Source organism: Pseudomonas baetica (genome assembly GCF_019733355.1).
GTDB lineage: Bacteria > Pseudomonadota > Gammaproteobacteria > Pseudomonadales > Pseudomonadaceae > Aquipseudomonas > Aquipseudomonas baetica_A.
The window spans coordinates 1-14,031 of record NZ_JAIHLQ010000047.1 but is presented as its reverse complement, the minus strand read 5'-3'; the positions used below and the strand labels follow the sequence as shown (position 1 = coordinate 14,031).

The 14,031-nt window shown below is 54.2% G+C and carries 13 protein-coding genes and 1 pseudogene; 9 read left to right on the top strand and 5 right to left on the bottom strand.

Annotated features, from left to right (window positions below):
* Positions 1-31 precede the first annotated feature (31 nt).
* The 5 genes from K5E40_RS29355 to K5E40_RS29335 all read left to right on the top strand — a co-directional run bounded on the left by K5E40_RS29355 (position 32) and on the right by K5E40_RS29335 (position 7,541).
* A complete protein-coding gene (locus K5E40_RS29355; protein WP_221733729.1) occupies positions 32-1,540 on the top strand; it encodes an efflux transporter outer membrane subunit in 1,509 nt (502 codons plus the stop codon).
* The gene (locus tag K5E40_RS29350; protein ID WP_221733728.1) at positions 1,537-2,370 is read left to right on the top strand and encodes a MipA/OmpV family protein; all 834 of its coding nucleotides are present in this window, start codon (positions 1,537-1,539) and stop codon (positions 2,368-2,370) included. The genes K5E40_RS29355 and K5E40_RS29350 overlap by 4 nt, the downstream gene beginning before the upstream one ends.
* Before the next feature lie 88 nt (positions 2,371-2,458).
* Entirely contained in the window at positions 2,459-3,529 is a 1,071-nt protein-coding gene (locus K5E40_RS29345; protein ID WP_311775988.1) for an efflux RND transporter periplasmic adaptor subunit, read from the top strand.
* A complete protein-coding gene (locus tag K5E40_RS29340) occupies positions 3,526-6,612 on the top strand; it encodes an efflux RND transporter permease subunit (protein ID WP_221733726.1) in 3,087 nt (1,028 codons plus the stop codon). The genes K5E40_RS29345 and K5E40_RS29340 overlap by 4 nt, the downstream gene beginning before the upstream one ends.
* Positions 6,613-6,974: 362 nt before the next feature.
* Positions 6,975-7,541 carry a putative glycolipid-binding domain-containing protein gene (locus K5E40_RS29335; protein WP_221733725.1) on the top strand — a complete coding sequence of 189 codons (567 nt, stop codon included), beginning with the start codon at positions 6,975-6,977 and terminating at the stop codon, positions 7,539-7,541.
* 77 nt (positions 7,542-7,618) lie between these two features.
* On the opposite strand, the gene K5E40_RS29330 is transcribed toward K5E40_RS29335, so the two are convergent.
* From K5E40_RS29330 to K5E40_RS29310, 5 genes are all read right to left on the bottom strand, one after another.
* A complete protein-coding gene (locus tag K5E40_RS29330) occupies positions 7,619-7,723 on the bottom strand; it encodes a transposase domain-containing protein (protein WP_409339155.1) in 105 nt (34 codons plus the stop codon).
* A gap of 85 nt (positions 7,724-7,808) precedes the next feature.
* A complete protein-coding gene (gene tnpC / locus K5E40_RS29325; RefSeq protein WP_221733724.1) occupies positions 7,809-9,344 on the bottom strand; it encodes an IS66 family transposase in 1,536 nt (511 codons plus the stop codon).
* A 50-nt stretch (positions 9,345-9,394) separates the two neighbouring features.
* The gene (gene tnpB, locus K5E40_RS35205) at positions 9,395-9,730 is read right to left on the bottom strand and encodes an IS66 family insertion sequence element accessory protein TnpB (RefSeq protein ID WP_076965119.1); all 336 of its coding nucleotides are present in this window, start codon (positions 9,728-9,730) and stop codon (positions 9,395-9,397) included.
* Positions 9,727-10,044: an IS66-like element accessory protein TnpA gene (gene tnpA, locus K5E40_RS29315; protein WP_076965118.1), complete on the bottom strand. Its 318-nt coding sequence runs from the start codon at positions 10,042-10,044 to the stop codon at positions 9,727-9,729. The genes tnpB and tnpA overlap by 4 nt, the downstream gene beginning before the upstream one ends.
* Before the next feature lie 718 nt (positions 10,045-10,762).
* On the bottom strand, positions 10,763-10,951 hold the full coding sequence (locus K5E40_RS29310; RefSeq protein WP_221733723.1) for a hypothetical protein: 189 nt from the start codon (positions 10,949-10,951) through the stop codon (positions 10,763-10,765).
* A 1,037-nt stretch (positions 10,952-11,988) separates the two neighbouring features.
* Between K5E40_RS29310 and K5E40_RS29305 the strand changes: the two genes are divergently transcribed.
* The 4 genes and pseudogenes from K5E40_RS29305 to K5E40_RS29290 form a co-directional block, all read left to right on the top strand.
* On the top strand, positions 11,989-12,252 hold the full coding sequence (locus K5E40_RS29305) for a hypothetical protein (RefSeq protein WP_221733722.1): 264 nt from the start codon (positions 11,989-11,991) through the stop codon (positions 12,250-12,252).
* Positions 12,253-12,537: 285 nt separating this feature from the next.
* Entirely contained in the window at positions 12,538-13,293 is a 756-nt protein-coding gene (locus K5E40_RS29300) for a hypothetical protein (RefSeq protein WP_221733721.1), read from the top strand.
* A 109-nt stretch (positions 13,294-13,402) separates the two neighbouring features.
* Positions 13,403-13,633 carry an AlpA family transcriptional regulator gene (locus tag K5E40_RS29295; protein WP_153326019.1) on the top strand — a complete coding sequence of 77 codons (231 nt, stop codon included), beginning with the start codon at positions 13,403-13,405 and terminating at the stop codon, positions 13,631-13,633.
* A gap of 4 nt (positions 13,634-13,637) precedes the next feature.
* Positions 13,638-13,910, top strand: a pseudogene (locus K5E40_RS29290) (ParA family protein); the annotation flags it as partial.
* Between the last annotated feature and the right edge of the window lie 121 nt (positions 13,911-14,031).

The window sequence follows — 14,031 nt, the reverse complement described above, 5'->3', positions numbered from 1 at the left end:
ATGCAACCATCTATTTCCAAGATAACAGCGAATGGTTGAGTTGATGGCTACTTTCTTACCAACAGAGAATCAGACCGGTTTCTTCCGACGCGGTGGGACACTCGTATTCGGGGTGCTGCTCCCTGTAGTCATCAGTCTATCTGCATGTTCACTGGCTCCAACGTACCAGCGACCTGAAACACCGATTCCTGCAAGATTTGATACTTCGACGGTTCCCTCCTCTAAGGCTCCGGAAGGAAGATCGGAACCGCTCTCTACCCAGGAGCGCCTTTTCCTTACGGCGTTTTCGACAAGCGATGATCTTGTCCCGCTCGTCGAACGTGCCTTGGCTAACAATCGTGACTTTAAAGTCGCGACGCTCCAGGTCGAACAAGCACGCGCGCTAAATCGCATTGATCGCGCACAACAGCTGCCCAGCGTGAATGCCTCAGTCCAACGCTTCCGTCAGAAATTCAATGATCCCAGCCTCGACGCTCGCTACGGACAGAAATTGAGTGCTGCGACCATTGGTACATCGGATTTCGAGCTGGATTTCTTCGGTCGGGTCCGCAGCCTTTCCGACGCATCCAGGCATCGGTATTTGGCAAGTGCTCAAGGACAGCGCGCGTTTCGCGGTGCTCTTATTTCAGAAGTCCTACGTGCCTACGTCATTGATCGCGCAGCTGCGGCTCAAGCACAACAACTGCAAAACGCATATCTCGATACGCTGACCCTGCTCAATCTTGCCGAACGCCAACGAGACGTTGGGACATTATCTGAAGATGAAGTGAACCTGCAACGCAGCGACACCGAACACTCATACGCAAGCATGCAGCAGGCTCAAACCGACTCGGCTGGCGCACGAAATGCGCTGCAGCTGCTGACTGGCTACGCCGGCGCGCCCCCCGCAGGAAAGGTCGAAGAGTTGGCCAATCCGAATGAGTCGCTCGACTGGCTAAATTCGTTGCCTTCTGAGGTACTGCTGGAACGTCCCGACATCCTTCAGGCGGAGGAGCAACTGCGGGCCTCCAATGCTGACATCGGCGCGGCCAGAGCCGCGTTCTTTCCATCAATTACGTTGAGTACCTCATTGGGTACTGCTAGCGATGGTCTGGGAAACCTGTTCGATGCAGGTGGCCGCGTTTGGACCTTCATTCCTCAAATCACACTGCCCATTTTCAATTATGGCCGCAACAGCGCCAATCTCGATCTGGCCCAGCTACGTAAAGAGGCGGCAGTGGCCGACTACGAAAGAACCGTGCAATCAGCGTTCCGAGAAGTATCCGATGCGCTCATTGCCCGCACCGCGCTGATTGAACGAGTGCGTAGCGAGCGTGGACTGGGGATCACAGAGGATGAACGTGTTCGGCGAGCGACTGCGCGCTTCGACGCGGGATGGGAGGACCAACCGCGGCTATTGTCGGCACGCCTGCGGCTCCACCAAACCCGCATCGACGGTATTTTCGCGCAACGGGACTTAGCCCTTAATCGTATCGCCCTTTTCCACGCCTTCTATGGCGTAAGCATGAACGCTCCAGCAACGTTAGGAAAAAAATCATGAAAAAACTTTCTGCATACGCATTACGACGCTCAGCTGCCCACGTGTTCTACGGTACGGTCATGTCCTTGCCGTTGGCGCTTCAAGTGCAGGCTGAAACGGCCTCAATTACCGACAGCATCTTTGGTGGCGAAACTCAAGCTAGCATCGGTGTCGGTGTTGCGGGTGGGCCCCGCTACATGGGCTCAAAGGACTACCGAAGTGTGCCGGTCCCGGTGCTCTCGCTGAGCCGTGGCATTTTTTTTGTTGATACCTACCGAGGGTTAGGCTTGCAATGGCAGTCGCCTTCCGGCTTCTACATCAGTCAGTCATTTTTCTACGACGCTGGCAGGGATGATCGCAATAACGACTTCAGGCCTGGGTCTAACCGACTCTCAGGCATGGGCGAAGTCAACAACACAGCAACCAGTATTCTGTATCTAAGTCAGCAAGTGACGCCGTGGCTCTCGGTCAATGGCGAAGCCGAATTTGCGCTGGATGGTGGAGAAAGGGGCACACGCTATCGCGCCGGGCTCGAAGCGACGGTATTGAACCAGTCCAGAGACATCATTGTGCTTGGGCTTGACGTCCGAGCTGCCGATCATCGCTACAACCAGGCCTATTTCGGCGTAACTGGCCAGCAATCTCAGCAATCGAGGTTTACTGCATTTACCCCTGGGGGCGGCCTGAATCAGTACGCTCTGAACGCGAACTGGACTCATAAATTTGACGAAAACTGGTCAACGTATGTGCTGGTAACCGCATCGGAATTGGGCGGAAAAGTTGAGGACAGCCCTCTAATCGAACGCAAAGGCGCTGTGAGCGCCGTTACCTCCATTAGTTATACGTTCTGACCCTGCTAGACGGCAGCCGCTCAACTATCAAACATCGGGAATACATGTCGTGATCCATGCCCCTCGCGCGCCTCTTGTACCTTTAATAATGATGTTAAGTCTAATTGCTGGATGCGGTCGTTCAACACCGCCCCCACAACCCCCACCTCGTTCGGTGAAGGTTGAAACCGTGCGTGATAGCGATGGCAATCGCCTCCCTATTATGGGTCGGATCCGGATTGAACAACGCGCTGATCTGAGTTTTGAAGGTTCAGGCCGTATAGCTTCCATCGCCGTGGATGTTGGCGATACGGTTCGGCGCGGACAAACACTCGCACGGCTGGATCCAGAGCCTGCACAACTTAAACTACAACAAGCCCGTGCGGATGTGAGCGCTGCAAAAGCGCAAAAAGCTGAACGAGAGCTGAATTTTCGCCAGCAACAAGCATTGTTTGATGATCGCGTGATCTCACCCGCTACCCTCGCTGGTGCGCGTGCGGCCTACCTGAGTGCCAACGAGCAGTTGGACAGCGCAAAGGCAACAGAGGCCCTGGCCAGTCGAGCCGTGCGCACCAGCGCCATTGTGTCGCCATTTAATGGACGCATAGTCGCTCGTTCAGTTCAGCCCTTCGTAGATGTGACAGCGGGACAAAGCGTGCTTCAGATTGAGGGCGCCGAGAAGGCTGAAGTCGTCGGTATGCTTCCCGCGACATTGGTCACTAAACTCAAGCCTGGGGATGTCGCGTCAGCCTATACAAATACAAACCCCACGCGAGTTGTCTCCATCCGATTGGAAAGCCTGTCCAGTCGCTTGGAAAATGGCGCGCTGGTACAAGCCATCTTTCGTCCCGTCGAGCCTAACAGCGAGCTGCGAAGCGGCGAGGCAGTCCTAATTACGTTGCCAATAGCGCAAGCACAATCACCCTCTGTACCGGTGACAGCACTTCTCCCACAAACGCAGAGCAAACAAGCGAGTGTCTTTGTGTATGACCCAAGGACCTCCAAAGTCAGCCGTCGTGAGGTCACCCCCGAAACGGTGGAGAACGGTCGAGTGCTTGTACATGAAGGCCTTGCCGTCGGCGAAACCGTCGTGGTTGCAGGCGCCGCATTCCTGGTTGATGGTCAGGAGGTGCGTCTGTATCAACCCGCCACCCACATTGGCCGAGACAAAGCCTTATGAACCTGACGCGAAGCGCACTCGGCGCGAGCCGGCTGACTTTATTTACCGCACTTCTGATTTTGATAGGCGGCGTACTAACGTTTCTTCGGTTCCCCTCTCAAGAGGAGCCAACGATCACCATTCGTGACGCGCTTGTCGCAATTTACTTCCCGGGTATGCCGGCAGAGCGCATAGAAAATTTGCTAGCCAGACCGACCGAAGAAAAGTTACGTGAACTGGCGGGCATCAAAAAGATCATCACAACTGTGCGCCCCGGAAGCGCAATGATTCAGATCACGGCCTACGACCAGGTCAAAGATCTTAGCGCGCTGTGGCAGCGAGTACGCGCTAAGGCGAACGAGGCAGCTGCAGGATACCCGCAGGGCACCCTCGGGCCGTTTGTCGATGATGATTTCGGCCGCGTGGCGGTAGCGTCAGTCGCAGTCACGGCACCCGGTTTTAGCATGAGCGAAATACGCGAGCAGCTTAAAAATACTCGTGAGCAGCTCTACGCTTTACCAGGTGTTGAACGTGTCTCTATATACGGCTTGCAAGAAGAACGCATCTACCTCGAATTTGACCGCCAGCGCCTGGCTGGCCTCGGGCTAAGTCCCAACGCTGTACTGGAGCAACTGCGTACTCAAAACGTTGTGACACCTGGAGGACTGCCCTCTGTTTCCGGATCGGCTTTCACCGTTATGACTACCGGTGAGATGCGTACTCTGGACGACCTGCGTCGCTTTCTAATCTCCGCACCGAGGGGCAATGACACAACAGTTGTGGCATTGGGTGAATTGGCAGACGTTCGTTTGATGCCAGCCGATCCGCCGGAAACGGCGGCAATTTATGAGGGGCAACCGGCCGTCGTACTTGCCGTTTCGATGGCATCCGGCCAGAACATTGCAGCTTTCGGCCTCCAATTACGTCAACGATTGAACGAAATCGCCAAGCAACTGCCTGCCGGTTTTTCCCAACACGTCGTGACCTTCCAGGCCGACGTGGTTGAGCGTGAAATGGGCAAGATGAACAGCGTGATGGCCGAGACGGTCATTATCGTGATGGCTGTGGTGATGTTATTCCTGGGCTGGCGCACCGGGCTTGTGGTGGGAGCAATCGTGCCGCTAACCATTCTCGGGTCATTAATTGTTATGAGCGCTCTGAAGGTCGAACTGCAAACGGTGTCCATCGCAGCGATCATCATCGCCCTGGGACTTCTGGTGGATAACGGCATTGTGATTGCCGAAGACATTGAACGACGTCTTCAGGCTGGAGAGGAGCGCCGCTCCGCCTGCATAGAGGCAGGGCGTACGTTAGCCATTCCACTGTTGACTTCATCCTTGGTTATTGTGTTGGCGTTTTCACCTTTTTTCCTAGGTCAGACCAGCACAAACGAGTACTTGAGATCACTTCCGATAGTGCTCGCTGTAACGCTGCTGGGGTCGTGGGTATTGAGCCTGACGGTGACACCCTTGTTGTGCCTTTACTTTGCCAAGGCTCACGCCCCAGCAGACAATAATGAGGCTGCCTACGATTCAAAATTGTATCGGGGCTATCGACGCGTTATCCAAGCGCTCATGCTCCATAAACTGATGTTCATTGCCGTGATGCTGGTTATGCTGACTGGAGCCGTTGCGGTACTCGCGTCCCTCCCCTACAGTTTTTTGCCTGAGTCAGATCGGTTGCAATTTCAGATGCCATTGACGCTAGAACCGGGTACCGATTCTCGTAAGACACTGCAGACCGTCAAGGACATCAGCAACTGGCTAGCGAATGACCAGGAAAATCCAGAAATTGTCGACAGCATCGGCTATGTCTCAGACGGTGGCCCACGTATCGTACTGGGATTGAATCCACCGCTGCCTGCGACGAACGCCGGTTACTTCACCATCAGTGTGCGCCAAGGTAGCGACATGGATGCGGTGATCGCGCGCGTGCGCAATCATATGCTTGAGACCTACCCGCAAGTGCGTGCTGAGCCAAAACGATTTTCCCTTGGCACTACCGAATCTGGAAAGGCGGTCTATCGCGTCAGCGGACCGGACGAGACCGTATTACGTGCAGCGGCCGACCATATAGCTAGGGCTTTGCATGGTCTGCCAGGCACGGTCAACGTGCAGGACGATTGGGATGCTCGAATCTCACGTTACGAAGTGGTGGTTGACCAGGTGCGCGCCCGACGCGCTGGCGTGACCAGCGCCGATGTCGCTCAAGCGCTACAGACTCGGTACTCAGGCGCACAGGTGTCTCAGATCCATGACGATGACACGACGGTGCCCATCATGCTACGTGGGTCGACGACTGAGCGTGACCAAGCTGAAGACGTGGGTAGCACATTGATCTATCCGCAAGCGAACGGCTCGCCGGTTCCGCTGGCTGCTGTAGCGCAGGTGACACTCAGTTCAGAGCCCTCTGCGATTCAGCGTCGGAATTTAAATCGGACCATTACCATCTCAGGCCGTAATCCCGAGCTGACGGCGGCGACCCTAGTCGCGCAGATTGCGCCGAAGGTGGCAGAGTTTAAACTTCCACCTGGATATCACATTGAAATTGGCGGGGAAATGGAGGAGTCCGCAGAGGCCAATGAGTCGTTAGTGCAATATATGCCAGTTGCCGTATTGTCGATGTTGTTACTGTTCGTCTGGCAATTCAACTCGTTCCGAAAACTGCTGATCATCGTCGCCAGCATCCCATTTGTACTTATTGGAGCCGCACTGGCATTGGTGGTGACCGGCTATCCGTTTGGATTTATGGCGACATTTGGATTACTGTCCTTGGCAGGGATCATTGTGAATAATGCGGTCTTGCTGCTGGAGCGAATTGAGGTGGGTGTCGCCGAAGGCCAATCCCGCCATGATGCTGTACTGACGGCAGCCGTAGAACGGCTAAGGCCGATCTTGATGACCAAACTGACCTGCATTGTCGGACTGATCCCGTTGATGATGTTCGCCGGCCCTTTGTGGACAGGCATGGCGATTACGCTAATTGGCGGTTTGGCGCTAGGCACCTTAGTCACATTAGGGTTGATCCCGGTATTGTATGACCTACTTTTCGCAGGCAGCATCGGGGAGCGGATTACCAACAAGGAAAAAGAACACCACGTCTAGACTTACAGCAAGCGCTTAATCGAAAGCGCTCCACCATAACGCCCTCCCCGGGCCGGTGATAGGCGACAGCGGGCGTCGGTCGCGTCCAATTTTCGATGCGACCGATGGCTCACAGATAGGCCAAGCTCGGAGGGAAAGGGCGGTAAGCGACCAGCCGACTCACTTTGCGTGCTTTATCGATAACGAATTTCGGCAGTAATTTTGCATTACTTCTCACCAGTTGTGCGAGGTATTCCTGCGGCGCCCCATACGTATCATCTAAGTTCAGACGCGGCGATAGGATCAAACCCATGAGCCTCTCTACGCTGCAAGCTTCGCTCACCTAGTAACATTGCTAACACGCTCCGCAAAGGAAGAAACGGATGAAGACAGTTGCTCAATGGTGCGATTGGGCCGGGCATGGCCTGGATCATTGCTCGTTTTTTGAGGGTGGTGATCATTCAATCCTTGAAGGCGTTGTCATCGGTACTCGCGAAGGAGATTACGGTGCGCACTACTATGTCCGTACTGACGCTCATTTCCGCACACGCGAGGTGCGGGTCGAGTATGTCGGCGGCCCACGTATGCACGTAAGCGCTGATGGCGAGGGGCGCTGGCACGATCTGCTTCGCGACGAGTCAATACCATCATTAGCGGGTTGTTTGGATGTCGATATCGGCGTGACACCTGCAACGAACACGCTGCCTATCAAGCGCCTCAAATTACGGGAGCAGGCTAGTGAAGATATCGTTGTAGCGTATGTTCCTTTACTTTCCCAAGTTACAGGTGATTTATTACCTAGGTCTGCCCAGCAACGCTATAGGTGCCTAATACTCAATCGACAGTACCGATATGAGGGATTTTTTCGGGCATTTACTGCTGATCTCGAAGTGGATGAGCACAGCCTTGTACTCGACTATCCTGAAACATTCCGAAGAGTTTCACTGTAAATGTTAGCACCGGAGATTTTTTTATGAGAGGGCAACGGTTACTGTATGCTGCCAACGCACCACCGATGGGGCAATAGCTACAATATATCACTTGCCCGTTGCGTCGGTAGACGCGTGAGAACGCCCTTCAAATAGGCATACGGCTCATGCCCATCCAGCCGTGCAGACTGGATCAAGCTCATGATCGCTGCCGCTGGTTTGCCGCTGCGCAGTAACGGCCTAATACAATCACCAGTGTAAGCGGCCAGCGAACACACCTTGCACAGATCAGGCAGGGATCCACTGATGCGGCAGCAGTCGCTCGATCTCGCTGGCCCGCTGCGTCGGCAACCGCGTCAGCACGTCCTTGAGATAAGCATACGGATCATGCCCGTTGATGCGCGCTGACTGGATCAGGCTCATGATCGCCGCCGCCCGCTTGCCGCTGCGTAACGATCCTGCAAACAACCAGTTCGACCGCCCAAGCGCCCACGGCCGGATCAAGTTCTCGATCTGATTGTTGTCGATGGGCACAGCACCATCTTCCAGGTAGCGCGTCAGCGCTACCCAGCGTTTGAGACTGTAATCCAGGGCCTTGGCCGTAGCTGAACCCTCGGGCACAAGTGCACGCTGAGCCAACATCCACTCATGCAGCTTTTCAGCGATGGGCACTGCCGTTTCCTGGCGTAATCGCCAACGGTCTTCGTCGCTCATTTCCTTGGCGTGTCGCTCGACTTCATACAGCCCGCCAATCGAGTGAAGCGCCTGCTCTGCCAACTGGCTTTTATTGGCTACATGCAGGTCGAAGAACTTGCGGCGCGCATGGGCCATGCAGCCGATCTCGGTGATGCCCAGCTCAAAGCTGGCCTTGTAGCCGGCAAAGTCATCACAGACCAGCTTCCCGTTCCAGGTGCCCAGGAAGTTGCGCGCATGTTCGCCGGCACGGCTGGGGCTGAAGTCGTAGACCACGGCCTTGAGGGCCGAGAATGGCGTAGTGCTGTAGGCCCAGACATAAGCGCGGTGGGTTTTCTTCTCGCCGGGCGCCAGCATTTGTACCGGCGTTTCATCGGCGTGAACCACGCGCTGGGCCAGCACCACCTCGCGCAGCGCATCGACCAGCGGCTGAAGCTGCACGCCGGTTTGACCCACCCACTGCGCCAGTGTCGAGCGCGGGATAGCCAGGCCGGCACGGCGGAAGATCTTCTCCTGTCGATACAGCGGCAGGTGGTCGGCGAACTTGGCCACCATCACATGCGCCAGCAGGCCCGCCGTGGGGATGCCCTTGTCGATCACTTGAGGCGGCACCGGCGCCTGGATCAGTGTTTCGCACTGCCGGCAGGCCCATTTCCCACGCACATGCTGCTCGACAGTGAACACGCCCGGCGTGTAATCCAGCTTCTCACTGACATCTTCACCGATGCGCTGAAGCTGGCAGCCGCACGCGCATTGCGTGTCGTCCGGGTCGTGATGGATCACAGTGCGTGGGAACTGCGGTGGCAACGGCGCACGCTTGGGTTGCTGGCGTGGTTCTGCCTGCGCAGGTGCTGGATGAAGGGCTTTTAACTCGGCCTCGATGGCTTCGAGGTCAGTATTAAGCAGGTCATCGAGCAAGCTGCCTTGCGCCGGGCTGATCTGCTCGCTGCGTTTGGCGAACTTGTGGCGTTTAAGGATGGCGATCTCGTGAGTGAGCTGCTCGTTGACCGTCTCGATTCGATGGATCTTCTTGCTCATGGTGTCGACCTGGGCCTGCAAATGCACGGCCCGCTCGGCCAGCGCGCGGAGCTGTTCCGGGGTCATTTGGTCGAGATTGAGCAAGAAAGTCATGCCGTGGATTTTACCAAAGCAGCGCGACTGCTTCAGCTAAAAGGCAATATTTAAAGCAATGTAATTGCGCCGCCCGTACCCACTCGTTGCCAAGGTAATCCAAGTACCAGTACTTGGAGTTGCTCGGGGTCGAGTTCAACCTCAGTCCCACGATGGATGCCCGGCCAATGGAACTTGCCCTGGTTCAAACGGCGCGCCGCCAGCCAGATACCGACGCCGTCGTGCACCAGGACTTTCATCCGGTTGGCCCGCCGGTTGGCAAAGAGGTAAGCGCAGTGCGGCTTCGCCGCACCGAACACCGCAACTACTCGGGCCAGTGCCGTTTCAGTGCCGGCGCGCATGTCCATGGGTTCGGTGGCAAGCCAGATGGCATCAACGCGAATCATTGAGCCAGACCACGAATGAAACACGCGCAGCCGTCCGGATCCGAGACTGGCCATTTTACGGTGATGGACTTATCACCCAGAGGCAGCGAGATGATCACCATCTCTTCAGTTGCACGCCTTGGCGCCGGTTTTACCGGAACGAAGGCAGGCAAGGCTGCGACGGGTTGATCCCGATAAATCGGTAGCCACTTGCGGATCACGTTGGCGTTGATGCCGTGATGGATAGCTACGCTGGAAATTGTCGCTCCGGGTTGCAGGCATTCCTGAACGACTTGGGCTTTGAATGGTTTGGGGTAAGAGCTTCGTTGGCGCATGGAAATCCCGGCGATAAGGGCGATCGCGTCCGCTTAAAAATACGCGGACACCATCGCCCTTAATGCTGGGATTTTGAAGGTGTGTTCGCCGGCCGCTTACTCACCAGTTTGAGTCCGAGATCGTGGCCCCCGACTAACTGCCGGTCTTTTTCGCCTACCCGCCCGCCCCACATTGCTCAGAGACTCAGAGACTAGAACAGGACGATCCCGATCGAGTGACACTCCGCTTAGCTACGCTAGGCTTGTTCGGCGAACATTTACCCAAAAATGCTAACCGTTGCATGCATGCGAATGCATTCTATTAGATAACCATTGTCACCAACACTTGCACCCTGTAGTACAGGGCCTAACAATTAAGCGTACGGCCAACTCATCTTGACGTAAGCGTCCGGCTAGGACTTGATACTCTAGGAGAGACAGATCAGCACCGACAGCTTTAGGCTTGAGGAGACACTCGCACCTCTCCCAGCGGAAAAAAGCGCTGTGCAGATGGACAGGCAACAGGATGCTTACAGGCGTAGCACTCACAGTGCGATCGGCTCGATGCTCAATAGCAACGGTAGTCCTCCTGGTACTCGATCTCATGCAGTAACCACAAACCTTTAGCTTAGGTAGGTCACTTGGCCGGCGCTTACCCTAACAAAAGGTAAACCAGCGACGCGTAGATTCTTAAAATGACCTCGAAACGACAAGGCGTAACCTGAGCGCAACACGCAGATTAATCGATATCTATCGCCTTAAGGCTATCAATTAAATTTATCAACTGCTCCACCTGGGCCATAAGCTCCACCCCATTGTGTGGTTGGCTAGAACGCTTAAGATCGAACGCTAGCTCGGCAAGCCGTTCGGCGTACAACTCAAGCTTGCTAATAATAAGCGAGCGCTCGAACTTGGACATCTGGGCCATCACAACACCTCTTTTTATGATCATGGCCTCTAAACTATCTCGATCTTTTGAATAATCGGTCGAGCTTTTGTCAATATTTCGTCAAGGTGCTGATTTACAACTAACTTCAGCCTTTCTAAAACTACTAACCAATTGATTTATAAAGAAATATCGTATAACCAAAGACACACACATGTTAAATATTCCGGCGGCGTGGCGAATGGCTGCGCTGGCACTAGGAGCTCTCAGACTCATAGCGCCCTAAACAGGCTCATGTTGATCTACAGTAGATCTGGGCCAAGACCGGGTCGGTATGCTTAAGATTCCAACCGCCTCCCCCGGCCAGCAAATTAATGTCTAGTGATCAAGCTCAAGTCTTTGCCAAAAGCTCGCATTCGAATGCTGACCGCAATCTGATCGGCCATTCATCGCCCAGGCCTCTGAATATCCAGCCCTTAATAAATAATTGATAGCCCCTTCATACAATCTTGATAATCAAATGACAGCCTACGGGCAGACGTAACGCGAAATTCGTTTTAGATGCCACGTGCTTAAATTGGGTCGATCCTACTTTTAGCTCTGGTGGCTCTCCGCCATAAGCATTTTCTCCTTTGGGGCTATGGCGTTTTTCTCCTGCAGCTGTCGCCTTAGGCCTCGGCTGCCAAGACCGGTCGGCAACTTTAGTGCTGGATCGTTGATTTCAAGACGCTAGCTAGCTATCAGAAGAAGGATCTTCACCTAACCTCATCGACCACTAATACCGTCTACACACCTATTCACTACCCATGCTGGGCTGTACCTCAAAATAGCACCATTCGTTTGGGTCGCTTGGTAGCGGCAAGCTCATTTCTTCGAAAGCAAATGTGCGACCTACTATGAATTCCCTGCTTCCTATTTGAGTAAAAAACCTTCTAGGCAGAGACAGGACGGCGTCAAAAATGCATAGTGATTATGGTGGTACACAGCAGCAGATCGCGGCTCGACTCTAGACTGCGCGAATCTCCATGGTCGCCAGTTTTCCGCTCTGGGTCGGGTATCAACGAGAAGGAGGGCAATTCATGCTTGAGCCCCTACAAGGCGCCACCAATCAGTTTTTTGATGACTTGTGCAGGTTGGTAGACCCTCGAGAAGATCTGCCACTTTTGCGACCTCAGGTCGAAGCATATCGCTGGGAAGCCCTACATCATGCGGGAATGGTAAACACATATCATCAAATGCAAGGTTTTTTGTGCGGTCTGATGGTTTCCGAAGTATTGGACATCGAACAAGGTCGGCACCTGAATCAGCGCCTCGAGAATTGTCATGACGGTGGATGGCGTTGATGAGTGCTTCAGCCGGTACGACGGACTACTGACGTGTCAAACAATATTTACGGGTATCGTATCAATCGTTCGTGTTGCTCTGTGACGCCCAAACCGTCCTGTGAGGGAACGGCTCGGCAATCTTCGAATAGTGCCCTACAAAAACACCTGAAAAACAGCATCAGGACCACAGAAATTGCAACTTATCAGGGAAAATAGGACAGCAACCGCATGGAAGCCTAGGTCAAGTGTTGGATCTTTAGACATTACCTAGCGGGTCTGCCCTTTGATAACAAGGCGACCTCTATGTACGACCGCAATAGCTTCGGCTCGATCGAAAAGCTGTTTTATAGTCCAATCGAAGCAGCAATACGCTGGTGCGATTTAATTGCTCATGAGGCTCAGATTCTGGAGTCAGCATGGGAGACCCCAGGGCGAATTATCCAGGGCTTTCCACAATGGCCCTGCTTGCACATCAAAATGGAAAAAATTCTGGATGCCATCCGAAACCACGAACTACCTTACGGAGCTCTGGGAACTACGGTTGCACCAGGTACTCCCGTCGATATTAAATTACTGACCGTCAGGCATTCGGATTTAAAGCGGTGGATGTTTCACTACCATCCAGATCAGCGCCCCCCCTTCCTTTTCAGCCAAGTTACAGCGGATCAAGTTGCTATCCATTACAGCACCTACTTGATATTGCAAGCAGATCGGGACGCCTTACAGGTGCAGCTAAAGGCAACCAAGAAGCATCTCCAAACGCTGATCGATGAGCTAAAAGCAGCTGGGCTGGAGCGCGAAAATCTGCGCATGCTTGCCGAAAACAAAGAGCAGCTCAGTAACCAAAGTAAAGCGAGCTACCTGAATGTCATTGGAGCGCTGGTAAGTACCATACTGGGATCGTCTTCAACAGGAAGAAAGCACTCTATTTTCGATAGCCAGGCTTCTATCGTCGACTCTATAACCGCGCATTACGACGGAGTACCGGGGCTTAGCAAGCGATCGTTGGACGAGAAATTTGCGGCCGCCAAACGTAGTCTCGCCCAAGCCAAAAGATGAGGGTTGCACTGCAATCACCGACGTTGCATTGCAATGACCGACAGCATTTTCTGGTATTGAATCCAGGTCACTTCCCACCCAACGCCATCTGGCTCTAGGAGTGACCACCATGTCCCACCAATCCTCCCCCACCGTTGCTACACCGCCAAAACAAATCGAACGTCATATCATGCGGCGCGACGAGGTGGAGCGTAAAACCGGTTTCAAGCGTGCCCACATCTACAACTTGATGAAGGAAGGTAAATTTCCTCAGGCTAAACGCATTGGCATGCGTGCGGTCGGCTGGGACTCGCTGGAGATTGAGCAGTGGGTCGTTGAACGCTTAGATAACCAGGCCTGATGCCATGCGTGTGATTTCGGTGGTCTCCACCAAAGGAGGCGTGGGTAAAACCACGATAGTCGCCAACCTTGGCGGCCTATTGGCAGATGCGGGTCTGCGCGTTCTGCTGCTTGATCTGGATAGCCAACCCACCCTCTCCAGCTATTACGCCTTGAGTCAGAAGGCTGATGTGGGGGCGTACGAGTTCATCGCGCTCAACTTAACAACCCCCGAGCAGTTCATTTCCAAAACAGTGATTGCAGGACTTGACCTGATCCTATCCAACGATGACCAAGGCTGCGGATTCCACGGCCATCCGGCCACCTATTCCATAAACATCCGGCCACTGATTCCACGATGATCCGGCCACCCATTCCACGCTCATCCGGCCACCCTTAAGGCAGGCAGCAACGCAGGAT